The sequence below is a fragment of the Niveibacterium terrae genome, assembly GCF_048213115.1.
GTDB classification, from domain to species: Bacteria; Pseudomonadota; Gammaproteobacteria; order Burkholderiales; family Rhodocyclaceae; genus Niveibacterium; species Niveibacterium terrae.
In genome coordinates this window covers 1,866,409-1,888,903 of record NZ_CP172404.1, presented here as the reverse complement: position 1 = coordinate 1,888,903, position 22,495 = coordinate 1,866,409, and the positions used below count along the sequence as shown (strand labels likewise).

Genomic DNA, 22,495 nt, shown 5'->3' with positions numbered 1-22,495 from the left:
CGGCTACCATTGCCCCCTCAAAAGGATGGACAAGCAGTACGAATACGCCATGGGAATAGACCTGACCGCCCCCCCGACTCCCCAGCGTCGTCTCCTGGTCGCCGTGGTCGCCTTGGCAATGACCCTCGTTGCTGCCCTGGTTTTTCACTATGCGGACGGCCCGACGACCTATGGCGCGAATTTCCGCCCTGTCGAGCTGGCCATGGTGTCCGTCATCAGCGGCGTGACGGCCTATCTGCTGCTGCTGCGCTTCTACGTCCATCGCACATTGGATGATGGCCTGCTGAGTGTGGCTTTCGCCTTTTCCGCACTGATGACGCTATATCGACTCGCCATGCTCCCCGGGGTCCTCTGTCCGCTGGACAAAATGCCTGCGGGCTCGCACCTTGGGGTGTGGACATGGGGAGCAAGACTGACGGGCACCGCGCTGTTGATCTCGTCCGCGATGCTGGTCAAGCTGAGCAGATGGAGCCCCCCTCTGCCTCCAACCAGCATGCGCAAGGCGATGCCCCTGGTCTTGCTGAGCCCGTGTGCGCTGACGGCTGCCGCCCTCTTTCTGCTGCCGCCCTGGATCCCCGATCTGAGCAATCTGGTCACCGCCTCGGGCAACTACCACGCGCTCGCTCACAGCTGGATCAGCTATCTGATGTTCGGCGCGTGGGTGATGGCTTTCTCGCTCGTGGTTATCGTCACCCGCCTCCGAAACATGCTGCAGTGCTGGCTCGCCCTGAGCGGCTACTGCTACCTGCTCTATCTGGTCATCGTGTTCTCCTCACCGATGCGCTTGACACTGGGCTGGTACATCTCCCGCTTCTTTGAACTGTCTTCGGCGCTGATTCTGCTCAGCGCGCTGCTCTTTGAGGTCTTCACGGTCAAGAAGCGGCTTCGCGACCTGTACGAGCGCGCCTACGAGACATCGATCCGCGACGGCCTGACCGGGGTATTCTCCCGGCGCCATTTCGACAAGGCACTGCAGCTTGCGCTGGAGCGGCAGTCCGTGACCGCTTCCCCCCTCTCGCTGCTGATGGTCGATATCGACTTTTTCAAGAAGTACAACGATCACTTCGGTCATGTGCAGGGGGACCTCTGCCTCCAGAGGATCGCCAGCAGCATGGTCAAACAGCTGCGTGAAAACGACACACTGGCGCGCTATGGTGGCGAGGAATTCGCGATCATCCTGGAGGGCAGTTCCGGCGCAAACGCGGCCCTGGCCGCCGAACGCATCCGCAACGCGGTCGCGAAACTGGCCATAACTGCGCCGCCCGTCGAGAGCGAGGCCGCTCACCGGGAGGTCAGCATCAGCGTCGGCGTCTACAGCCACAGTCCGGCCGAGATCATTACCCCTGAGGAGCTGGTCCGGCGAGCCGATGCGGCGCTCTACGAGGCCAAGCGCCACGGACGCGATCAGGTGCGGATCGCGAATGACTGAGCACAGCCCGATACTCGGGAGCTCACCGGCACCCGCTACCGCGTTCAAATGAAAACAGCGCCGGGATCAGCGGCGCTGTCAAAAAAGCCCTGGGTTTTTCAGTGCTTACGACACGGTGTTGACCAGTGAGCCTATTGGCGCCGCAGCGGTCTGAGCCCCCTGACCGTGCTTTTGAATATCCGTCAGAAGGTTCTGCAGGAATGCCTGCAGAGTCGGCTGCTGAGTGCCCGCCGACGTTGAAGTACTGCTGGAACCGGAGGAACTCGAGCCGTTGGCGCTCTGCACTGCAGAGACCAGTTTATTGAAGTCGCTTTGCAGCTTGGTCAGCGCGTCGCTGCTGCTGGAACTGCCTGAAGTCGAGCTGCTGGAACCCAGCTGCTGAAGCAGATTCTGCAGGCCGGAGCTGAAGTTGCCATAGTTTGCACCGGCCCTGGATGCGTTGCCATCGCCAGCGCTGTCCGTGCCTGTGTCCTGCGCGTGCAGCGCCGCAAACAAGTCGTGCATCAACGCGGACATCGCCTGTCGCGGAGATTCAGTATTCGTTGTCGAAGAAGCCCCGCTGCTATCGGTGCCGCTCGTCGAGTTGGCGGCCGCGGTTCCCGTCGGCGCCGACAGGTTCAATCCCAGCTGGCCCAGCGCCTGCTCGACGCTCTGCATCAGAGAGCCCCCGCCATGACGGTGACGATGGGGCTCGGCTTCCTGTACTGCGCTGCTTTTGCTTGTTGATGATCCGGTGGCCTGCCCGAGGGCCGAGGTGTAGTTCGAGTAGATCGAATTACCGGCGATTGCTGAGACGCTCATGTTGTTCTCCGTTCCGTTGTGGCGGCACGCTCGCGCAGCCTGCGGATTTCTTCGGATAAAGGATCCAGCCAAGAGTCCGCCGCACCCTGACAGCAAATTTCGGGCCAGCTTTAGCACACACGAGGCAAGCCGCGCCAGAGCAGCGAAGGAACTGAAGTTGAACTTCCATATCGGCCGGTCAGCAGGCAAAGCCCCGGCAGCTAAGGTCCCCGAGACCGGCAACTCTTGCCATAAGGCGGCAACCGACATCAGCGCGCCAAGGCTTGCCCGCAAGCAGCGCTCGGCGAATGACGGAAGGCAAAAGCCTGGCGCAAAAAAAAACGCCAGAATCAACTGGCGCTTGAATTTTGGAGGAGAGATGACCGTGAAGACCGGCCACAGAGCAATGCTAGGCCAGGGGGCTCGCAGATTCGTTGCAAACCCCAGGCCGAATATCGAGACAAACGTAACGAGGGGCGCTTTGGCAACACCCGCTTACATGCTCTCACCGAAACGCCCCGCCCCCACCGCAGCGCCGAGCCCGGCGCACATTGCCCGCGCGGCCCTTCAGAGGCATCATCACCTCAATTTCCAGATAGCCGAGGAATCGGAATGAAGCTCTGCCGCTTTGGTGCTCCCGGCCACGAGAAACCGGGAATCGTGGACCGCGAAGGGCGCATCCGCGACCTCAGCGCCCATCTCGCCGACCTGACGCCCGAAGCGCTGGCGACCGAGCGGCTCGCCGCGCTCGCGCGTCTCGACATCAAAAGCCTGCCCGTCGTCGAAGGCTCTCCCCGCCTGGGCCCTCCGGTCGCCCGCGTGCCCAAGTTCATCGCAATCGGCCTCAATTACCGCGATCACGCCGAGGAAGCGGGGCTCGCGATCCCGTCTGAGCCGATCATCTTCATGAAGGCAACGAGCTGCATCACCGGGCCGAACGATGCGATCGTCCAGCCGCCGCACTCGACGAAGCTGGACTGGGAGCTGGAGCTGGGCCTCGTGATCGGCAGCACGGCCCGCTATGTCGATGAGGCGCACGCACTCGATCACGTCGCCGGCTACTGCATCGTCAATGACGTCTCGGAGCGCGCTTTCCAGATGCAGAGTTCGCAGTGGGACAAGGGCAAGGGCTGCGACAGCTTCGGACCGATCGGCCCCTGGCTGGTCACCCGCGACGAAGTTCCCGATCCGCAGAATCTGGACATGACGCTCGCCGTCAACGGCCAGCGCCGCCAGAGTGGCAACACGGCAACGATGATCTTCAGCGTTGCGCAGATCGTCGCCTACTGCAGCCGCTACATGACGCTCGTCCCCGGCGACGTGATCACGACCGGCACGCCGCCTGGAGTGGGCATGGGCATGAAGCCCCCCCAGTGGCTCAAACCCGGCGACGAACTGCATCTGTCGATCGAGGGCCTCGGCGAGCAGAGGCAGAGAGTCGTCACCGAGACTGCCGGGAGGCGTTGAGCGATGGCGAACCGGCCGAAATCGATCCGGATCGCACTGGCCGTCTGCGCGGTCGCGATCGCCGCCGCGACGCTGACGCTGCTTCTGCCCTTCGCCGGCGCGTCGCTGATCCGCGCCTGGTTCGACGCGCTGCCGGCCGGCGAGCAAAAGACCGTGGACACCGCGCTCAGAGTGCTGAGCCCGGCCGTCTCCAGCCTGGCCCTGGCGCTGAGCGTGCTCATCCACCGGCGGAGGGCTCGCAACAGTGAGGACTCCCTGCACGACTGAACCCGGCCGCCAGGCGACCGGGCGTACCTTGAAGCCTCAGGGCATCGGAAAGGACGAGGCCAGTGCCAAGGCTTCAGCCGAGATTCGCGCGATCACTCTTTGATCCAGCTTGCTCGCGACGATCTCGGCGGCTTAGCCATACGAGCTTCTGAAGCCTCAGGGCATCGGGAAGGACGAGGCCAACGCCAAGGCCTCAGCCGAGATCCGCGCGATCACATCTTCATCCAGACCGCTCGCGACGATCCCGGCGATCCAGTCGGCGACCTGGCGGAACTCCCCTTCGCGAAAACCGCGCGTCGTCATCGACGGCGTACCGAGGCGAAGCCCGGACGGATCCTGCGGAGGCCGGTCGTCCCAGGGCACCGAGTTGTAGTTCGCGACCAGGCCCGCCCGGTCCAGCGCCGCGGCGAGCGGTTTGCCGGCAATCCCCTTGCTGCGCAGATCGACCAGAACCAGGTGGTTGTCGGTGCCCCCGGTCACGATATCGAAACCGTGCTCGATCAGGCGTTCGGCCAGCGCCCGCGCGTTCGCGACGCACTGCCGTCCGTATTCGGCGAAGTCCGGCTGCAGCGCTTCCTTCAGAGCAACCGCGATCGCGGCGGTGATCGCGTTGTGCGGGCCGCCCTGCAGGCCGGGGAAGACCGCCTTGTCGATCTTCGCCGCATGCTCGGCCCGGCACAGGATCATCGCGCCGCGCGGCCCGCGCAGCGACTTGTGCGTCGTAGTCGTCACGACGTCGGCGAAAGGCACCGGGGAAGGATGGGCACCCGCCGCGACGAGGCCTGCAAAGTGCGCCATGTCGACCATCAACAGAGAGCCGACCTCGTCGGCAATCGCGCGGAAGGCGGCGAAATCGATCTGGCGCGGATAGGCCGAATGGCCGGCGATCAGGAGTTTCGGCCGGTGCTCCAGCGCGAGCGCGCGGATCGCGTCATAGTCGAGCCGCTTCGTCTCGGGGTCGAGCCCGTACTGGACCACGTTCCAGTGCTTGCCGGTGATCGAGACTTTCGAACCGTGGGTCAGGTGGCCGCCGTGCGCGAGCCGCATCGCCAGCACCGTCTCTCCCGGCTTCAGGAAAGCCAGATAGACCGCAAGGTTGGCCGGCGAACCGGAGTAAGGCTGGACATTGACGTGCTCGGCCCCGAACAGCTCCTTCGCGCGCGCGATCGCGAGGCGCTCGACCTGATCGACGATCTGCTGCCCCTCGTAATAGCGGGCGCCCGGATAGCCTTCCGAATACTGGTTCGTCAGATGCGACGAACAGGCTTCGCGGACCGCCGCGGACGCGTAGTTCTCGGAGGCGATCAGCCGGATCTTGTCGCGCTGCCGCGCCGTCTCGGCGGCGAGCAGGCAGGAGAGTTCGGGATCGGTCTCGGCGAGGCGGGCCGAGGGGATCGAAACAGACGGGGTAAAAACGGGGTGATTCATGGCGACCTCCACTTGCGTGACAGAGGCCGGTCGGGCGAAGCGCGACGCCCTGCCCGATCGGCAGAAAGCGCCCAGACGCGCGGCTCACGGACTTGCGTCCGTCTCCGCACTCCCTCGGGGTGTCGCCTCCCCTCGTATCGCGTCAGTCATGCGGATGCCGAAAGCTTGCCCAAGCAAAGCCGGCCGGTCAAGTCAGGCAACGCACGCCGCCTGTCGACTCAGCTCACGAAAATCTACACATTTGGCATTTGTCGCAAACGCATCCCCTTGTACCATTAGCCGATCCGACTGTTTTGGGGTGACTGGAAACAGGCGCTCGGCGCGTGCGATCCTGCCGCCCGAGCACGCCCGGTTCTCACTCAAGGTCGGCCATCTGAATTTCTCAATAACAGGAGAGTGGTGTGAGAAAACTGATATGGATTCGTCTCGCGCAGACCCTCTGCGCCCTTACAGCACTGTCCGGCAGGGCTTTTGCGACGGAAAACCTGATTGCAGCGGATACTCTTTCCGAGCGACACGTGTTCGTGCAGACCCTCCAGCATTTTGGCGAGCAGGTCAGCCGTGAGAGCAGCCGGGAACTGTCCGTCACGGTACGCGCCGAAGGGGTGCTCGGCGATGACGAACAGGCTCTGCGCGCCGTCCATGACGGGCGGGTGGCGATGACGCGTGTCAACCTGGCCCATCTGGCGAACAGGATGCGCATTGCCGAATTGCTGAGCTTGCCCTATCTGTTCCGCTCGGAAGAACACCTGAAAAAGGTACTGCAAGGGCCATTCGGGGAACGTCTGGACCTGGAGCTCGAAAAGAACGGTTATGTGCGCTTGATGTACCTGTACGGCGGAGCCCGCAATCTGTTCTGCACCCGCCCTGTCCATGGTGTCTCCGACTTCAGGGGGCTGCGCGTGCGCACCCTCGAATCCCGGGTGGCCTCAGAGATGTTCAAGGCCTTGGGCGCCACGCCGGTCGATCTGCCGATAGGCAAGACAGCCGAGGCTTTCCGCAATCACCAGATCGACTGCGCGAGCGACAACATCGAAACCTATGTGGCGGGAGATTATGTGCGCCAGGCCCCCTACCTGATCCTCGATGAGCACGCGCGCATCCCCGACGTGTTGCTGATCTCGAAGAAAGTCTGGGACACCCTGACTCCCGCCCAACACCGTGTGCTGCGTAGTTCGGCCGCCAACACGATGCAGCACATGCTGAGCCGGTGGCATGAGACGGAAGAAAACAGTCTGAAGGCGGCACGCAAGGCAGGCGCCAAAGTCATCGCGCACGAAGAGATCGCCAGCAATGCGATCGAGGAACAGGCCGACCGCTTCTACAATCGCGTCGTCAAGGACGAAAAAGATCTTGAGACGCTGATGAAGGTCGTGATGACGCGCTGACCCATCGCCGTTTCACCTTGGCCCCGCCTTCCTGACGGAAGCGGGGCTAACCAGGTGCCGCCTCCCTGTGAAGCGGCTCTCCGCGCCATCGCCCGGCGCGACCTCCGTCAGTAAGCCTCTTCCGTCGCCCTCTCCAGCCTGGCATTCGGACTGAAGGGCTCATCCAGCGCCGCCAGGAAGCGTCGCGACTCCTGCTCGGACAGCGCAAGGACGGCATCCGCCGCGATCCTGGTATCGGTCTCGCGAACAAACGCGGACACGGCCATGCCGCGCAGCGGCTCTTGTCGCGGGCATCCAGACGAAGATCCAGACGAGCGGCCGTCATATCGACCTCCTGGCACGAAATCATGCCCTGAATTTCGACGCATCGCCCCCGCGCGCAGCGAAACCCGCACCGGGCCAGGCTCTGGATTCAGCCCCCGCAGAACAAGCCGCACAGCATCATTCGGCGGGAGTAAAGTGGCACACTCATGCTGCGAGGCAGTTTCGGCGCGGAAACGCCTGCCCGAACAGAAGGGCAACTCGCCCTTCTCTGTCCGCGCCCGAAAAGGAAACGCAATGGCAATGCTCTTCGTGATTTTTGTTTTCCTCTGCATCGCGTTCGCCGCGCCGCTCAAGTTCACCTTCGGACTGATCCTGACCGGCCTGATCGTCTCGACCGCGGTCAAGCTCTGCGCGCGGACCGTCAGCGGCATCGACCCGACTCACGGCCAAGCGCTACGGGCAGTCGGTCTGTCCCTCGTATTCGTGCTGCTGGCAGGCCTGACGATGTTCAGCTTCGCCTATGGCAGCCCTTCCATCCCGAGCTCGATCGCGGCGCTCTCGGCGCCGGTCATCCTGCTCTCGCCGCTGATCGGCTACACCTTGGGATTCCGGATCGCGTTGGGCGCCAGCCTCGCCCACAGCGCGCTGATCGCACTGCTCTCCTCGGCACTGTCGATCGGGGTGCTCTACGCGATGCGGACGATGGTGGGGTGAGAAGAAGCGGAGGCAAAGGTCTGTCTCATGGATATGAGCGAGCAAGGTTTGATCCTGAGACCTTTCGACCCGCGCTTTTTAGACCAGACAACAAAGGCTCCTATGCCCGACATCGTAGTTAAAACGTTCGCAGACCTACACTCAGCCGTTCAAAAATACAAGGCTGACAAGCAATGGCTGTTCCGCGGACACTCCGACGCAAAATGGGAACTGCGGCCGAAATCTGGCCGCCCGCCCTATCGTGACGTAGACGACTCTGTCGTATTCAATTCATGGAAGCGCCAAGCGATTGAACATGTTACAACCCGCCCACAAAACGACTGGGAATGGCTGGCGATTGCCCAACATCATGGCCTCGCCACTCGACTGCTTGACTGGACAACAAACCCACTAATTGCAGCCTATTTTGCATTACGAGAAGACAAAGACTCGGATTCAAAAATTTTCGCAGCAAAGTTTCGATTTGTCGTACCAACAAAAGCAAAGTCAAATCCAACGGAATATCCGCACATCGCAATATTTCGACCTCACCGCATTGAACCTCGCATCACACGTCAAGGAGGGATGTTTTCAATCCACCCCAATCCTTCAAGCGCACTAACCGAAGCAACAGATGACTTGTTAGAAATTCAAACGCTGCTCATCCCCAAGGCAAGTCGTCCAGAATTGCGTTCGCAGTTATCGTATTACGGATTCAACGACGCAACAATGTTTCCGGACCTGGACGGACTATCCTCGTTTATCAACTGGACAATAGAAACAAAGGAATACTGGAAATAGTGGCAAGCAGATAGCAACCCACAAACCCAGGCCCTGAATTCGATAGTTTAAGCCCTATCTTCCACCCATCAAATCCAGACTTCGCATATGAAATGGCGCTTTCGCTACATGCTGTCAGCCCTCCCTGTCGCGCTCGCTGTTGGCGGGTGGCGTTTATCCGCTTGGGCGTATGCATATTTCAATTGCACAGGCACCCTGAAGAACCTCAACCCTTGTCATGCTGGCAACATCGACCTCCTGCCTCTGCTGGGCTTCGGACTCTTCTGGTGCCAAATCCTGACCTGGGTTGCCGCCCCCGCTTCGATCTGGCTGCTGATCGAAACGACTGCAAGACAAATTGGCTCTCGAAAGGACATCCAGAGCTGACAGGAAAGCCCCGGGGCAGTCTTGCATTCGACCGTCTGATGCAAATTGAGACCGGGAACTCCACCGCCCTTACCGTTTCGGAATGGCCGCCAGATCAGCGCACCGGCTGATAGACGCGGACGTAATCGACTTCCATGCTGACCGGAAAAATGGCGTCGTCGATGCTGCCGCCCATCGTCCCGCCCAGTGCGATGTTCAGCAGCAGGTATTGGGGCTTGTCGTAGGGCCAGGCCGCATAGCCGGTTCCCGGGTTCGCGAAGTGGAAGTAATTGACGCCATCGACGCCGACGAGGATCTGCTCGGGGGTCCAGGTCATCTGGTAGTTGTGAAACGCGCTGCAGGTATCGCTCACCTGGGTGCTCGCGCCGCGCTGGGTGCCGATCATGTGGTTGAACGCCTTGGTGTGTATCGTTCCGCGCACGATCGTCGGCGCGCTACCGACCTGCTCCATGATGTCGATCTCGCCATCGTCGGGCCAGACGCCGCCGGTTCCCAGCGTCCAGATAGCCGGCCAGGTGCCGCGCCCGCAGGGCAGCTTCGCTCTGACTTCATAGAAACCGTAGGTCCAGCTCGCCTTGCCGCGCGTCACCAGCCGCGCCGACGAGTATTTCTGCCCGCCCCAGTCCGGCATCGCCGACAGATCCTCTTTGCGGGCGGTGATGACGAGGTGGCCGTTCCGCACCTGGGCATTCTCCAGGCGGTCTCGCGCGTAGTACTGCACTTCGTTGTTGGACCAGCCCCATCGGTTGCGATCGGCGTCGTAATCCCATTTCGCGGCATCGGGAAGACCGTCCTTGTCGAACTCGTCCGACCAGACCATCTTCCACCCGGCAGGAATTCCAGCCGCCGGCACAGCCCAATCAACCGCGCTCGCGACCTCGGCGCCATCTCCGCCGCAGGCGGCGAGGCCCAGCGCAGCCAGAACCATCGCGATCATTTCCCGGGTATTCGAAAGAATCTTCATCGTTTTCTTCATCAGTAGAGGCAAGACGGTGCGGCGCGACATCGTCGAAGGCGATGCCGGCCCGGCCCGGAGTATGCCATACGGGTAGCCGAGCCGGGTCTTGATCTGTCACAGGATCAGCGGATGTAGGACCTGAGCCCGAACCCCGTACCGCCGAACGACACAGCCGCTCGTTTCGAGGCAGATCCTTGATCTCAACCAAGGGGGCCAAACAGGCACAGGGGAAGACTCGGCATGCCGCTATCGACAAGGAGTCAGTGCTGTGGACATTCCCCGGATCTTCACCATCACCGAAAGCGCTCACCGGATCCACAACCCGTTCACGCCCGAAAAGCTCGCCACGCTCGGCGCGGCGTTGCGCCAGGCACCGGCGACCCGTGTCCTCGATCTGGGCAGCGGTTCGGGCGAGATGCTGTGCACATGGGCTCGCGATCACGGAATCCGCGGCACCGGAATCGACATGAGCCCGCTGTTCACCGGGCAAGCCAAACTCCGCGCCGACGAGCTCGGAGTCTCCGATCGGGTCGAGTTCATCCACGGCGACGCGGCAGACTACGTCGCCGATGAAAAGGCCGGAGTGGCCGCCTGTATCGGCGCCACCTGGATCGGTGGAGGCGTCGCCGGCACGATCGAACTGCTGGCGAAGAGCCTCTGCACCGGAGGGCTCATCCTGATCGGCGAACCCTACTGGCGGCAGCGACCGCCAACCGAAGACGTCGCCAAGGGATGCCTTGCCGCTTCGATCTCCGACTATCTCGCGCTTCCACTCCTTCTCGCGTCTTTCGGCGATCTCGGCTACGACGTCGTGGAAATGGTTCTGGCGGATCAAGACGGCTGGGACAGGTACGAGGCGGCCAAGTGGCTCACGATGCGCCGATGGCTAGCAGCGAATCCCGACGACGACTTCGCGAGAGAGGTTCGCGAGCAACTGAACTCGGAGCCCGTACGCTACGCCACCTACACGCGCGAATACCTGGGCTGGGGCGTGTTCGCGCTGATGAAGCGGTAGGTGTTTGAAAGCATGGTGACCTCAAACGCCTCAGCTTGGCCGGCGTGACCAGGCAAAACCGGGAGGGCCGGAATACACCTACCCGGCGCGGGAGCTGCTGGGGATCTCGGACGAGGACTTCGAGAGGATCGAAGACCTCGTGTTGGCGCAAATCGCATCAAAATACGTTGGGCAAAGCGACGCCAACAGTTCGGAGGGGTGCTACCGACCCTGAGCAGTCGGTCAGCCTCTTGGAAAGCGGACGTTCAACGCTGTAGGTAAGGGACGCTGCGCGGCGCTTTATCGCGCTGCGTCCAGCGACAGGAGGGAGCGGCCTTGACCGCATTGTCAGATTTATTCGCTAGATTTCGCGCGCTCGAAGTTTGACAAGAGTTCTTTTAACAAACTCTTCGGAAGGCGGCCGCTAAACCTGTCCATGATCACCTCAATCGGAACTCCCGCCTTTGCCATTGCCATTACTTCATCGGGATTCATGCTCATCGGCATATCCATGTCTCGCATGCGAGATCGTTCAGCCGTCTCACGTTCAAGCCGGCTAATTCTTGAGTTCAGCATTCTGGTGTTTTCCAGAATCTCGACTAGCACATCTTCTTTTGGGCGTGGTTTCGACGGAGGTTGTGCTTCCGTAGTTGCAAGGATTTTTGCGAAGCGAGTCTCGAATTGTGGCCAATAGGTAGTAAAAACTTGCTCGAGAATCCTGTTGTCTAGCCCGTTTCCCGCAAGAGTGCTATTCAGCGTCTTAACTAACCCAAGCACGCTCTCGCGAGTGGGGAAGGTGTGATTGAACTGGGCTAATGGATCTTCAATATCTTTTGGCTCCAAATCGGGGTCTGTCAAACGAACTGTGTAAATTCCCAATCACAGCGCATTTAGCGGCACGCGCTCTTCGCCGAACATTACCTGGAAGCTCTGCAGAGCGGGCTTCCAGTGGTGGATTGCCTTCCAGCCTTTCGAGGCTTCCCGGATCGCCAGGAACAGCGATTTGAGCGCCGAGTCGTCGTTCGGGAAGATCCGTCGGTTGCGCGTGAGCTTGCGCATGACCATGTTCAGAGATTCGATCGCATTGGTCGTATAGATCACCTTGCGGATCTGCGGCAGGAACTGGAAGAACGGAATGACATTGTCCCAATTGCCCCGCCACAATCGCACGACCGCCCGATATTTCTCGCCCCATTCGGTCTCGAACGCATCGAGTTCGGCAGAGGCCTCCTCGGCGCTCGCCGACTGGTAAATGCGCTTGAGCGCGGCCACCACCGCCTTGCTGTCGCGCGTTGCGACATAGCGCAGACTGGCGCGCACCAGATGCACGATGCACAGCTGCGTGAGCGTATTCGGAAACACCGCATTAACCGCTTCCGGCAAGCCTTTGAGCCCATCCATGCTGGCGATGTAGATGTCCTGCACACCGCGATGGCGCAGCTCGGTGAGCACCGACAGCCAGAACTTGGCCCCTTCGTTCTCGTTGAGCCACAGTCCCAGCACTTCCTTCTCGCCGCGCAGATTCACCCCGAGCACCACATGCGCGGCTTTGTTGATGACCTGCTTGTTCTGCTGAACTTTCACGACGATTCCGTCGAGCCAGACGATCGGATAGATCGCTTCGAGCGGTCGGTTCTGCCAGGCGCGCGCTTCGTCGAGCACCGCGTCGGTCACCTGCGCGATCAGCGCGTGCGAGATCGTCACGCCATACAGATCGACCAACGCGGATTCGATGTCCCGCGTGGTCATCCCCTTGGCGTACAGCGTCAGGATCTTCTCTTCCATCCCCGCCAGGCGCACCTGACGCTTCTTGACCAGCTGCGGCTCGAAGCTGCCCGAGCGATCGCGCGGCGTCTCGATCTGCAAGTCGCCCACTTCGCTCTGCACCGTCTTGCGGCTCTTGCCATTGCGCCGGTTGTTTCCCGCATCCTCGGGCGCCGACTCGTTCTGCGCGTAGCCCAGATGCGTTTGCATCTCCGCTTCCAGCGAGCGGTTGATCATGTGCTGCAGCATCTGCGAGTACAGCGACGCCATCTCCTTCGGATCCCGGCACTCGCCCACCAACGCGTCCAACTGCTCCGGTGTCAGCTTCATGTAACGCCTCCTTGCCCTGTCTGGGCTCTATCGTCTCAGAGGTCAGTTACACAGTTCAATTTACAGACTCCCAAATCGACGAGCAAAGTACAAACACGCGACGTAGAAAGACCTTTTGCTAGTGCACCTGCTTCAAACAATATCCAAGGGCGTGTCTTGTTCTCTTGGGTAAGGCAGATGATGCCCACCGTTGTATCTTTCAGCTGATCATTGATTTCGCCGAACCAGAGTGAGCCACGATCAAGGTCTCTTGTTGAAATCCAAGGCCGTGAGGCTTGAATCACACAGCAAAGCCAATCGCTAAGCAAGTTGGCAACTTCTTTGCTGCTCTGACCAGACCAGCTGAGAAATACTTTCATGCGCACTTCTCCTAAATTCATCTAACACAGAAGCAACCGGTCCGCGCTTTTTTTTTGCGCAAACCCGGTTGACTACCGGGTTATACCTTTGTACCAAGTTGACCAAAACCAAGCAATGTCGATGGACCAAAGGAATCGAATTGCCATCGCGGGAGATTCCTTCTACCGGAAGCGTACTCATCGAGCTTCGCTTTAAGTTCATCTAGGCTGGCGACCCCCAAAAGCGATAAGGTGCGCGATAAGTAGGTTTTCGACACGGACCTCGCAAATAATTCAAACGGGCCGTAATGCCTGTCTGCGTAAATCAATGTCTCTGGCCACCATCTGTCGTAGCTATCAGTGCGAATCAAGTCAGCACGGAGAAAGCAAACGAAATCTGCTTGCATGACATATCGGAACAGCACACCTGAAGTCTTTGATCGTTGCTCAAGAAGGTCAGCCCTCATCGAGAGGCGATTGCTCTTGAGTCGTTGGTTTCGAATATCCAAGGACTTCATGTGTTCACGGAAGACCGTATAGCTAACAATTGCATTCTTGCCGCAATCAGAGTTACCCGGAACATAGTACGGCTGAGACAACAGGTATGTAGCCGATTCAATGTGCTCGCCGCGCAGGAGAACCGCAATTGAATAAAGAAACAGCTCATGAACAATGAATTTAAAGTTGTCGAAATCCACATCGATCCACTGGGTTATCTGCGGCGGGCGTGAAAGATATGGCACAAGGGATTCAAAGAACCTATGAATACGCGGCACATACGTTTGTGGGTCGGCATACTGCGCAAGCGCCGTGACTATCTGAATCAGTTCGTTGCGTGAAGGAGTAAAGTCCTCAATTGACTTCACTACCCGATCATCCATTTCACCCTCGCCGCCGGCAATGCGAAATCGTTCGAGATGTTCCGAGAAAAGGGAAAGGTATTCATCAAGGGCGCCACGTGCATAGCCCTTTTCAGATTTAATGCCTTCAATAACCCGTTTTGCGAGCGCGCTGGTTCCCAGCGCAGGCGCATCGGGTTCAATGATAAATGACGGTGGTTTTCCTATTTCCGGCTTCATGTATAACGGCTTGTCGAATATCCAGCGCAAGAGCTTTTCGAAGTTCTCTGAATAACGGTCAATCTCGCTAAGATCAACGTAGATGCGTGACTTGTAATAGGCGGGTAAGTAGGGTTTGCCTGCATCGCTCTTTTCAGCGATAACTGCGACGAACTTATCTTGAGACTGCTTTGCGTAGACTTCAGCGGAAATGATCTGAGTTTCAGTTCCGACGCCGCCTGATCTATCATCGGCCTTGCTTGCGTAGACCTGATCGCATACAAGGATGACCTTTGATATTGATGGGTCAGTAACCATCTTTTCCATGAACGCAATGGAATCGTGGCCTTCGCGCAAATCCCACTTATCTAAGACCACATCTACGCCACTGTTTACTAGCTCTGTTGCTAGATCAATGACCCACTGCTCGTGCTCGGACGTTGACCAGCTATAAGAAATGAATAGACGAGGTGGCGAACTCATGCGCTGTGTACCTCTAAGGCATAACTTGTTATAGGGATCAGTTTTGCCGCCTAAAACCCTTGGGGTCATAAAACCCTTGGGGTCAGGTCTTGCTTTCGATCATTTTGATCTAACTCAAACCCCAACCACCCGCCCAACGCTATCGATTCAGCGCTGTGCAGTATGCGCCTTCTGATGTTGTGTCGTCACCCGCCACAACACGCAGACCACCAGGCCCACCCGCGCGCGCCATCCTCGCAGGCATGGAACCCACCTCCGTCCACTCCCGCCGCCTTGAAAGCCTGATCCGCCCCGGAGTCGTCTCCGAGGTCGATCTCGGCGCCGCACGCTGCCGCGTCACGACCGGCGCTTTGACCACCGACTCGCCCCCTCCCCTGGATCACCGGCCGCGCCGGCACACGTCAGCAACCTGGCAGGCATGCTCCGAATGCGAGAAGCCCGCATCGCTGCGGGCTTCTCGGGTGTTTCTTCAGGCTCTGGGCGGAACGGGGAAATCAACGGGCTCAGGCCTTGCCTTCGATCATCTCTGGAGGAACAGGTCTCTCACCGATCCCCCCACTTCCACTGCGGCGGCTCGCCCTTGATCCAGCAGATCGCGATCAGCACCAGCGTGACGAGTCCTGAATAGGTCAGGAAGACCGCGGGACCTCGCTCGGGCAACAGTTCGGCGGCGCCGACGGCGAGCAGGACGGCGTAGATCGCCAGAACGAGCCAGCCCTGCCACGCGACCGGAAGCCCCCAGCCCCAACCGTAGCGCTTCTTCGGGAACCAGTACTTCTTGCTCTCGGGCATCGTGCCCTCCTTGAGAAACCGTCAGAACTTCAGATTCCATCGCCTGCGCACCGGATAGCGCTTCCCTGGTGCACGCCAGAAAACGTGTAGATTCGATCCAGAAGTCCGACGATCGATTATCGTTGCGCAAAAACGATTAGAAATCGGGACTTTTGCGCAAAATCGATTATGCGACAGCACAGCGTCGCGGCTCAAACGCGGCAGACGCATCCCCCCTCCCCTGCAGACAGAATCTCCAGACGCAAAAAAGCCCGCATCGCTGCGGGCTTTTTCTGGGGCACGGAGCCGGATCTGCGAAGCCGGGATCACTCCCACTCGATCGTCGCGGGCGGCTTGCCGGAGACATCGTAGACGACGCGGTTGATGCCGCGCACTTCGTTGATGATCCGGTTGCTGACTTTTCCGAGCAGCTCATAGGGCAGATGCGCCCAGTGCGCGGTCATGAAGTCCTGGGTCTGCACCGCGCGCAGCGCAACGACGTAATCGTAGGTGCGGCCGTCGCCCATCACGCCGACGCTCTTGACCGGCAGGAAGACCGCGAAGGCCTGGCTGGTCAGGTCGTACCAGTTCTTGCCCGAGTTCTCGTCGACGGTCGCACGCAGCTCTTCGATGAAGATCGCGTCGGCGCGGCGCAGCAGATCCGCGTAGTCCTTCTTCACTTCGCCGAGGATGCGCACGCCGAGGCCCGGCCCCGGGAACGGGTGGCGATAGACCATCGAGGGCGGCAGGCCCAGCGCGACGCCCAGCGCGCGCACTTCGTCCTTGAACAGCTCGCGCAGCGGTTCGAGCAGCTTCAGATGCAGCGTATCGGGCAGGCCACCGACGTTGTGGTGGCTCTTGATCGTCGTCGCCTTCTTCGACTTCGCGCCGGCCGACTCGATCACGTCCGGGTAGATCGTGCCCTGGGCGAGCCACTTCGCGTTCGCGAGCTTCGCGGACTCGGTCTGGAACACTTCGACGAACTCGCGGCCGATGATCTTGCGCTTGGCTTCCGGGTCGGAGACGCCGGCGAGCTTGCCGAGGAATTGTTCGCTCGCATCGACGTGGATCACCTTGACGCCCATGTTGCGGGCGAACATGTCCATGACCATGTCGGCTTCGTTCAGGCGCAGCAGGCCGTTGTCGACGAAGACGCAGGTCAGCTGATCGCCGATCGCGCGGTGGATCAGCGCCGCGGCAACCGAGGAGTCGACACCGCCCGACAGGCCCAGGATCACTTCGTCGGAACCGACCTGCTCGCGGATCTTCGCGACCGCCTCGGCGATGTAGTCGCCCATGACCCAGTCGGGCTTCGCGGCGCAGATGTCACGGACGAAGCGCTGGATCAGCGCCGTGCCCTGGACCGTATGCGTGACTTCGGGGTGGAACTGGACGCCGTAGAAACCGCGCTTCTCGTCAGCCATCGCCGCGATCGGGCAGGACGGGGTCGAGGCCATCAGCGAGAAGCCGGGAGGCAGCGCCGAGACCTTGTCACCGTGGCTCATCCAGACCTTGAGCATCGGCTCACCGCTCGCGCTGCGGAAATCCTCGATGCCGGCGAGCAGGCGGGTCTGGCCTTCGGCGCGCACTTCCGCATAGCCGAACTCACGGACCTTGCCCGCTTCGACTCCGCCGCCCAACTGCAGCGCCATCGTCTGCATGCCGTAGCAGATTCCGAGCACGGGAACGCCCAGCTCGAACACGGCCGCGGGGGCCTTGTCGTTCGCTTCCTCGTAGGCCGACATGTGGCTGCCGGAGAGGATCACGCCCTTCGCACCGTAGGCGCGGACGAAGTCGTCGGACACGTCGCAGGGATGGATCTCGCAGAACACGTTCGCTTCACGGACGCGGCGCGCGATCAGTTGGGTGACTTGGGAGCCGAAGTCGAGGATCAGGATCTTGTCGTGCATGGCATGGCCTTAATGGGGTCAGCTTAGAGCGGGATCGAAAACGAGGAGGCCGGCATGAGCCGGCCACCTCGCACGCTTCCGGGAAAGGAGCTTCTCAGTCGACGTGGTAGTTGGGTGCTTCCTTGGTGATCTGCACGTCGTGGACGTGAGACTCGCGGATGCCCGCAGCGGTGATCTCGACGAACTCGGCCTTCTCGTGCACGTCGGCAACCGTCGCGCAACCGAGATAGCCCATCGACGAGCGCAAACCGCCCATCAGCTGATGGATCACGGCAACGACCGGGCCCTTATAGGGGACGCGGCCTTCGATGCCTTCCGGCACCAGCTTCTCGGCGTCGTGCTCGTTGTCCTGGAAGTAGCGGTCGCTGGAACCCTGCTGCATCGCGGCGAGCGAGCCCATGCCGCGGTAGCTCTTGTAGGAGCGGCCCTGGAACAGCACGGTCTCGCCCGGAGCCTCTTCAGTGCCGGCGAACAAGCCTCCGAGCATCACGCAGGAAGCGCCTGCGGCGATCGCCTTCGAAATGTCACCGGAGAAGCGGATGCCACCGTCGGCGATCAGCGGAATCCGGGTGCCGGACAGAGCCTGGGCAACCTGATCGATCGCGGTGATCTGCGGAACACCGACCCCGGCAACGATCCGCGTCGTGCAGATCGAACCCGGTCCGATGCCGACCTTGACGCCGTCGGCGCCAGCATCGGCCAACGCCTTCGCGGCCGCGGCGGTCGCGATGTTTCCGCCGATCACCTGGACCTGCGGGAAGTTGCGCTTGACCCAGCTGACGCGGTCGAGAACCCCCTGCGAGTGGCCGTGCGCGGTATCGACGACCAGAACGTCGACGCCTGCTTCGGCGAGCAGTTCGGCGCGTTCTTCCGTGCCTTCGCCGACGCTGATCGCGGCACCGACACGCAGCCGGCCGGTGTCGTCCTTGGCCGCGAGCGGATGCTCGGTTGCCTTCATCATGTCCTTGACCGTCACGAGGCCGCACAGCTCATCGGCATCGTTGAGGACCAGAACGCGTTCCAGGCGGTTCTTGTGCATCAGCGAGCGCGCATCTTCAAGAGAAGCGCCTTCGCGGACGAAGATCAGGCGCGAACGCGGCGTCATGATCGACGAGACGGGCTGGTCGAGCTCGGGCTCGAAGCGCAGATCGCGGTTCGTGACGATGCCGACGACCTTGCGGCCTTCGACGACCGGGAAACCGGAGATGTGGTGGGAGCGGGTCAGTTCGATCACTTCACGCACGCTCATCTGCGGCGGAATTGTGATCGGATCTTTCAGAACGCCGGACTCGAAGCGCTTGACGCGCGAAACTTCGCGGGCTTGCTGCTTCGAACTCATGTTCTTGTGGATGATCCCCATCCCCCCTTCCTGCGCCAGCGCGATCGCGAGGCGGGACTCCGTGACCGTATCCATCGCGGAGGAAATCAGCGGGATGTTGAGCCGGATATTGCGGGTCAGTTGCGTGGCAAGGCTGACTTCGCGGGGGAGGACATTGGAATGAGCGGGGACGAGAAGGACGTCGTCGAACGTCAGAGCCTTCCTGACGAGTCGCATGGCTTTTATCCTTTCGGGCAAAGCAATATCATACAGATTTGCCGGGTGCCCGGCAAATCCTTCTCCGGAGCCCTGACATGAAGCGCATCCTGCTATCGACCCTGATGGCCCTGATTACCTGCAGCGCCCTTGCCGGTGAAATCTATTCGTGGAAGGACAAGGACGGACGCACCCACTACTCCGACCGGCCGCCCGCAGACAACAAGATAAAGATCAAGAGCGGAAAGCTCGCCCCAGCACCCGAGCCCGCCGCTTCGGCCGGCTCGCTCGCCGAGAAGAACCGCGCGTTCAAGGAGCGGAGCGCGGCCAAGGCCGACGCCGAACAGAAGTCGGCGGAGGAAAAGAAGCGCGACGACGCCAAGCGGCAGTACTGCGCCGAGCTCAAACAGAGGCTGGAGACTTTCGAGTCGGGAATCCGGGTCACGCACGTCGTCGGCGGCGAGAACGTCTACTACACGGACGAGGAGCGTTCGGCACTCACCCGCAAGGCGCGCGCCGACCTCGCCGAGGCCAAGTGCGGCAAGTGAGGCGGCTGCAGAACGAAACTCAGGGCGTGGCTTCCGCTCCGCCCTTCTTCATGACCTTTCCCTCTTCGGCGCGACGGCGCCGCACTTCCTTCGGATCGGCGATCAGGGGCCGGTAGATTTCGACCCGGTCGCCACTCCTGAGCACGGTATCGGGCTTGACGAGTTTGCCGAACACGCCGAACTTTCCGGTATCCAGATCGATCTCGGGGTGTTTTTGCAGCAAGCCGGAAGCCTCGACGGCCTCCTTGACCGATGCGCCTTCGGGCAGTTTGATGCGGACAATATCGGCGTGGCGCATCTGCGCGAAGACGACTTCGATTGCGAGAGTTTCAGTCATTGGCGAGGGCCGTAGATTTGTTCGGCGCGCTTGATGAACGCGTCGACGAGGGAGTTGGAGATGTGCTGGAACACGGGTTCGATCGCCTTGCCGACGATGCGGCTGGCGAACTCGTAGGCAATGCGCAGTTCAACCTTGCAGGCCGAATCGCCCAGGGGCGAGAACTTCCACTCGCCTTCGAAGCGCCGAAAAGGGCCTTCGCGCAGTTTGAGCGTGATCTTCGCCGGCCGCTCGTTGTCGTTCTCGGTGGCGATGCTGGCCCCCATGCCGTGATAGCTGGCATGAATGCGGGCGGAGGTATGCGTCGCGGTGCGCGAGAAGACCTCGGCTGCGCTGCACCAGGGCAGATATTCCGGGTAGGCTTCGATGTTTTCGACCAGATCGAACATCTGGGCGGGGGTAAACTCGATCAGAACGACTTTGCGGACTTCTTCCATAGGGGCCGCGAGGCGGGTCATTGCTAGAATGCTTCATTTTACCGGCAGCGCAGAGATCACGCACCATGAGCATCATCGACAACCGCAAGGCCGGACACGACTACTTCATCGAAGAGCGCTTCGAAGCGGGCATGGCACTGGAAGGATGGGAGGTCAAGGCGATCCGCGCCGGCCGCGTCCAGATCCGCGAGTGCTATGTGATCGTCCGCGACGCCGAAGTCTTCGTGATCGGCATGCACATCAGTCCCCTGCTGTCCGCCTCGACCCACGTCAATCCCGACCCGACTCGCACCCGCAAGCTGTTGCTGCACGCGGAAGAGATCAGCCGTCTGATCGGCAAGGTCGAACGCGCCGGCTTCGCGCTGGTCCCGCTCGACCTGCACTACAGCAAAGGCAGGATCAAGATCTCGGTCGGCCTGGGCAAGGGCAAGAAGCTGTTCGACAAGCGCGATGATGAAAAAGCCCGCGACTGGGAACGGGAAAAGCAGCGCCTGATGCGCGACAAACACTAAAATGCAGGCCCGCCCGCCCCTCCCGGAGCGTGGCGGATCACCGGAAAAGCCATGTCACAGTCTTCTCTGGGCGCCATTCTGGCGGCTCTGGTTTTGACGGGGTGTTCGACCCTCGCGATCGATCGGGCCGAGGATCTGGCCGATACGGGCAAGCAGTACGTTGCAACGCTGAAGAAGGTCAACGAGCTTGCGCTGGACAAGTCGATCGCCTTCAGCGCCGAACTGCTCGCCCACAGCCAGGAGCCGCGCACTCCCGAACAGCTGGCGCGCCAGACAGCTGAACTCAAAGCGCGGGCGCAGGTGGTCGCCCAGGAAGAACTCGAGCTGGACAAGCTGCAGAACCGCTTCGCCGAATATGCGTCGATCGCCAAGGGCGACCCTGGTGAGAGCACCGCCCAGACCCTGGGCAAGGTCGCCGACTCCCTGCCAACGAGTCTGAGTCTACCCAGTGACAGCTTCACGGGGATGGGGGGGCTCTTCACCCGGCAGTCGCGGGCTCTGGCACTCTCGAACGCTCTGGCGCGCGACGCCGACGCGATCGCCCAGGCTCTGGTTCGCGACGAGACGATGCTCAAACAGCAGATCGACTGGATAGAATCCCGGGAAAACAGCGCGCGCGAACTGGATTACCAGCTGAAGGTCTGTGCCCCGTTCCTGAGCCAGCCCGCCGGCAAAGAGCTGGGCGCGGAATGGAAGAGCGCGTGGTCCGACTATGTCCATGCGCCGCAGATCCTGACTCTGCTGACCGAGGCCAGGCATACCAACCAGGTCATGCAGAAAACCTGGCGCGCAGTGCTCAGGGACAATTTCGCGTTCGACGATATCAAGGCTGCGCTCGAAAGTCTCAAGTCGCGGATCGCGACCAGCGCAACGCCTCGGGTTCTCAGATAGGCCGGCCGGGCGCAGCGTTTCATGCCCTCGGGATCATTTTAATTTTCGCTTCACACAAACCGTCACACTTCTCGATATGATCCGCCCCGGGCCGGAATCCGGCCCGGACTCAACCCTTCATCCAAGACCACGATGACCGAAGAAAAGAAAGAACCCTGGTTCAACCACATGGCTCTGGTGACCGTGATCCTGGCGGTCTGCGCCACGCTGTCGACCTTCAAGGGTGGCGGCTATTCGACGCTGAGCGTGATCAGCCAGACCATGGCGTCCGATCAGTGGGCCTTCTTTCAGGCCAAGAGCACGAAGCAGAACCTCTACCAGATCCAGCTCGAACAGCTCGAACTGCAGGCGAAGCTGCTCCCCGACGAGAATCCGGCCAAGGCCGAGTTCGCGAAGAAGATCAGCGACTACGAAAAGCGCGTCGCGCGCTATGAATCCGAGAAAAAGGCCATCGAGAAGAAGGCCAAGGACTTCGAGTTCCAGCGCGACGACGCCAAACGACACGGCAAGCCCTTCGCGCTGGCCGTGATCTTCCTTCAGGTCGCGATCCTGCTCAATTCGGTCGCCGGCCTGATGAAGAACAAGCAGATCTGGTGGACCGCACTGCCGGTCGCACTGATCGGTTTCATCCTGTTCGCGAACGGCTTTTTGCTGGTTTTCTGACGATGCCCTTCCCTGCTTCCCCCTTGGCCGGCCATGTGATGCCGGCAGCACCCCCTACCTGAAATCACCCAAGCCCGAGGCACA

The 22,495-nt window shown here is 60.8% G+C and carries 25 protein-coding genes, 1 pseudogene and 1 riboswitch; of the genes and pseudogenes, 13 read left to right on the top strand and 13 right to left on the bottom strand.

Annotation, left to right across the window (positions count from 1 at the left end; translation table 11 throughout):
- Positions 1–49: 49 nt before the first annotated feature.
- Positions 50–1,429, top strand: coding sequence for a GGDEF domain-containing protein (locus ACHFB9_RS08740; RefSeq protein WP_417071182.1), 1,380 nt, complete (start codon positions 50–52; stop codon positions 1,427–1,429).
- A 105-nt stretch (positions 1,430–1,534) separates the two neighbouring features.
- Here ACHFB9_RS08740 and ACHFB9_RS08735 read toward each other — a convergent pair whose 3' ends face one another.
- Entirely contained in the window at positions 1,535–2,230 is a 696-nt protein-coding gene (locus tag ACHFB9_RS08735; RefSeq protein ID WP_417071180.1) for a hypothetical protein, read from the bottom strand.
- 591 nt (positions 2,231–2,821) lie between these two features.
- On the opposite strand from ACHFB9_RS08735, the gene ACHFB9_RS08730 reads away from it, so the two are divergent.
- Both ACHFB9_RS08730 and ACHFB9_RS08725 read left to right on the top strand, forming a co-directional pair.
- A complete protein-coding gene (locus ACHFB9_RS08730; protein WP_417071178.1) occupies positions 2,822–3,676 on the top strand; it encodes a fumarylacetoacetate hydrolase family protein in 855 nt (284 codons plus the stop codon).
- A gap of 3 nt (positions 3,677–3,679) precedes the next feature.
- Positions 3,680–3,943 (top strand): hypothetical protein, encoded by a 264-nt coding sequence (locus tag ACHFB9_RS08725; RefSeq protein ID WP_417071176.1) that lies wholly within the window; start codon positions 3,680–3,682, stop codon positions 3,941–3,943.
- 156 nt (positions 3,944–4,099) lie between these two features.
- Here the strand turns inward: ACHFB9_RS08725 and glyA are convergent, their stop codons facing one another.
- The gene (glyA, locus tag ACHFB9_RS08720) at positions 4,100–5,371 is read right to left on the bottom strand and encodes a serine hydroxymethyltransferase (protein ID WP_417071174.1); all 1,272 of its coding nucleotides are present in this window, start codon (positions 5,369–5,371) and stop codon (positions 4,100–4,102) included.
- 62 nt (positions 5,372–5,433) lie between these two features.
- Positions 5,434–5,531, bottom strand: a riboswitch (ZMP/ZTP riboswitch).
- 241 nt (positions 5,532–5,772) lie between these two features.
- Here glyA and ACHFB9_RS08715 point away from each other — a divergent pair.
- The gene (locus tag ACHFB9_RS08715) at positions 5,773–6,759 is read left to right on the top strand and encodes a TRAP transporter substrate-binding protein (protein ID WP_417071172.1); all 987 of its coding nucleotides are present in this window, start codon (positions 5,773–5,775) and stop codon (positions 6,757–6,759) included.
- Positions 6,760–6,866: 107 nt separating this feature from the next.
- Here the strand turns inward: ACHFB9_RS08715 and ACHFB9_RS08710 are convergent, their stop codons facing one another.
- Positions 6,867–7,019, bottom strand: coding sequence for a DUF1778 domain-containing protein (locus ACHFB9_RS08710; protein ID WP_417071170.1), 153 nt, complete (start codon positions 7,017–7,019; stop codon positions 6,867–6,869).
- A gap of 298 nt (positions 7,020–7,317) precedes the next feature.
- On the opposite strand from ACHFB9_RS08710, the gene ACHFB9_RS08705 reads away from it, so the two are divergent.
- The 3 genes from ACHFB9_RS08705 (at position 7,318) to ACHFB9_RS08695 (ending at position 8,883) form a co-directional block, all read left to right on the top strand.
- The gene (locus tag ACHFB9_RS08705; protein WP_417071168.1) at positions 7,318–7,737 is read left to right on the top strand and encodes a hypothetical protein; all 420 of its coding nucleotides are present in this window, start codon (positions 7,318–7,320) and stop codon (positions 7,735–7,737) included.
- Positions 7,738–7,764: 27 nt separating this feature from the next.
- The gene (locus ACHFB9_RS08700; protein ID WP_417071166.1) at positions 7,765–8,517 is read left to right on the top strand and encodes an FRG domain-containing protein; all 753 of its coding nucleotides are present in this window, start codon (positions 7,765–7,767) and stop codon (positions 8,515–8,517) included.
- Between the two features lie 87 nt (positions 8,518–8,604).
- Entirely contained in the window at positions 8,605–8,883 is a 279-nt protein-coding gene (locus ACHFB9_RS08695) for a hypothetical protein (RefSeq protein WP_417071164.1), read from the top strand.
- 94 nt (positions 8,884–8,977) lie between these two features.
- Here ACHFB9_RS08695 and ACHFB9_RS08690 read toward each other — a convergent pair whose 3' ends face one another.
- Positions 8,978–9,847, bottom strand: a complete 870-nt coding sequence (locus tag ACHFB9_RS08690) for a family 16 glycosylhydrolase (protein WP_417071162.1) — start codon at positions 9,845–9,847, stop codon at positions 8,978–8,980.
- Positions 9,848–10,109: 262 nt separating this feature from the next.
- On the opposite strand from ACHFB9_RS08690, the gene ACHFB9_RS08685 reads away from it, so the two are divergent.
- Complete coding sequence (locus ACHFB9_RS08685) at positions 10,110–10,856, top strand: SAM-dependent methyltransferase (RefSeq protein ID WP_417071161.1); 747 nt, start codon at positions 10,110–10,112, stop codon at positions 10,854–10,856.
- 88 nt (positions 10,857–10,944) lie between these two features.
- Positions 10,945–11,070, top strand: a pseudogene (locus tag ACHFB9_RS08680) (hypothetical protein); the annotation flags it as partial.
- Between the two features lie 119 nt (positions 11,071–11,189).
- Here ACHFB9_RS08680 and ACHFB9_RS08675 read toward each other — a convergent pair.
- The 7 genes from ACHFB9_RS08675 to guaB form a co-directional block, all read right to left on the bottom strand.
- Positions 11,190–11,714 carry a hypothetical protein gene (locus ACHFB9_RS08675; protein ID WP_417071159.1) on the bottom strand — a complete coding sequence of 175 codons (525 nt, stop codon included), beginning with the start codon at positions 11,712–11,714 and terminating at the stop codon, positions 11,190–11,192.
- The gene (locus ACHFB9_RS08670; protein ID WP_417068692.1) at positions 11,715–12,929 is read right to left on the bottom strand and encodes an IS256 family transposase; all 1,215 of its coding nucleotides are present in this window, start codon (positions 12,927–12,929) and stop codon (positions 11,715–11,717) included. It abuts the gene before it with no gap.
- A gap of 35 nt (positions 12,930–12,964) precedes the next feature.
- Positions 12,965–13,288: a hypothetical protein gene (locus tag ACHFB9_RS08665; RefSeq protein ID WP_417071157.1), complete on the bottom strand. Its 324-nt coding sequence runs from the start codon at positions 13,286–13,288 to the stop codon at positions 12,965–12,967.
- Between the two features lie 80 nt (positions 13,289–13,368).
- A complete protein-coding gene (locus ACHFB9_RS08660) occupies positions 13,369–14,808 on the bottom strand; it encodes an SEFIR domain-containing protein (RefSeq protein ID WP_417071155.1) in 1,440 nt (479 codons plus the stop codon).
- Positions 14,809–15,351: 543 nt separating this feature from the next.
- Positions 15,352–15,600 carry a hypothetical protein gene (locus ACHFB9_RS08655; RefSeq protein WP_417071154.1) on the bottom strand — a complete coding sequence of 83 codons (249 nt, stop codon included), beginning with the start codon at positions 15,598–15,600 and terminating at the stop codon, positions 15,352–15,354.
- Between the two features lie 305 nt (positions 15,601–15,905).
- A complete protein-coding gene (gene guaA / locus ACHFB9_RS08650; RefSeq protein WP_417071153.1) occupies positions 15,906–17,489 on the bottom strand; it encodes a glutamine-hydrolyzing GMP synthase in 1,584 nt (527 codons plus the stop codon).
- Between the two features lie 94 nt (positions 17,490–17,583).
- The gene (gene guaB, locus ACHFB9_RS08645; protein WP_417071152.1) at positions 17,584–19,044 is read right to left on the bottom strand and encodes an IMP dehydrogenase; all 1,461 of its coding nucleotides are present in this window, start codon (positions 19,042–19,044) and stop codon (positions 17,584–17,586) included.
- Between the two features lie 77 nt (positions 19,045–19,121).
- On the opposite strand from guaB, the gene ACHFB9_RS08640 reads away from it, so the two are divergent.
- Positions 19,122–19,571 carry a DUF4124 domain-containing protein gene (locus ACHFB9_RS08640; RefSeq protein ID WP_417071151.1) on the top strand — a complete coding sequence of 150 codons (450 nt, stop codon included), beginning with the start codon at positions 19,122–19,124 and terminating at the stop codon, positions 19,569–19,571.
- Positions 19,572–19,590: 19 nt separating this feature from the next.
- Here the strand turns inward: ACHFB9_RS08640 and ACHFB9_RS08635 are convergent, their stop codons facing one another.
- Together ACHFB9_RS08635 and ACHFB9_RS08630 are read right to left on the bottom strand one after the other, a co-directional pair.
- Positions 19,591–19,908, bottom strand: coding sequence for an RnfH family protein (locus tag ACHFB9_RS08635; RefSeq protein ID WP_417071149.1), 318 nt, complete (start codon positions 19,906–19,908; stop codon positions 19,591–19,593).
- Complete coding sequence (locus ACHFB9_RS08630; RefSeq protein ID WP_417071357.1) at positions 19,905–20,345, bottom strand: type II toxin-antitoxin system RatA family toxin; 441 nt, start codon at positions 20,343–20,345, stop codon at positions 19,905–19,907. The genes ACHFB9_RS08635 and ACHFB9_RS08630 overlap by 4 nt, the downstream gene beginning before the upstream one ends.
- A 65-nt stretch (positions 20,346–20,410) precedes the next feature.
- Here ACHFB9_RS08630 and smpB point away from each other — a divergent pair, with 65 nt between their 5' ends.
- The 3 genes from smpB to ACHFB9_RS08615 all read left to right on the top strand — a co-directional run bounded on the left by smpB (position 20,411) and on the right by ACHFB9_RS08615 (position 22,411).
- A complete protein-coding gene (gene smpB, locus ACHFB9_RS08625; RefSeq protein WP_417071147.1) occupies positions 20,411–20,857 on the top strand; it encodes an SsrA-binding protein SmpB in 447 nt (148 codons plus the stop codon).
- A gap of 51 nt (positions 20,858–20,908) precedes the next feature.
- The gene (locus tag ACHFB9_RS08620) at positions 20,909–21,748 is read left to right on the top strand and encodes a hypothetical protein (RefSeq protein WP_417071145.1); all 840 of its coding nucleotides are present in this window, start codon (positions 20,909–20,911) and stop codon (positions 21,746–21,748) included.
- Between the two features lie 132 nt (positions 21,749–21,880).
- Positions 21,881–22,411 carry a DUF4337 domain-containing protein gene (locus ACHFB9_RS08615; RefSeq protein ID WP_417071143.1) on the top strand — a complete coding sequence of 177 codons (531 nt, stop codon included), beginning with the start codon at positions 21,881–21,883 and terminating at the stop codon, positions 22,409–22,411.
- Positions 22,412–22,495 lie beyond the last annotated feature (84 nt).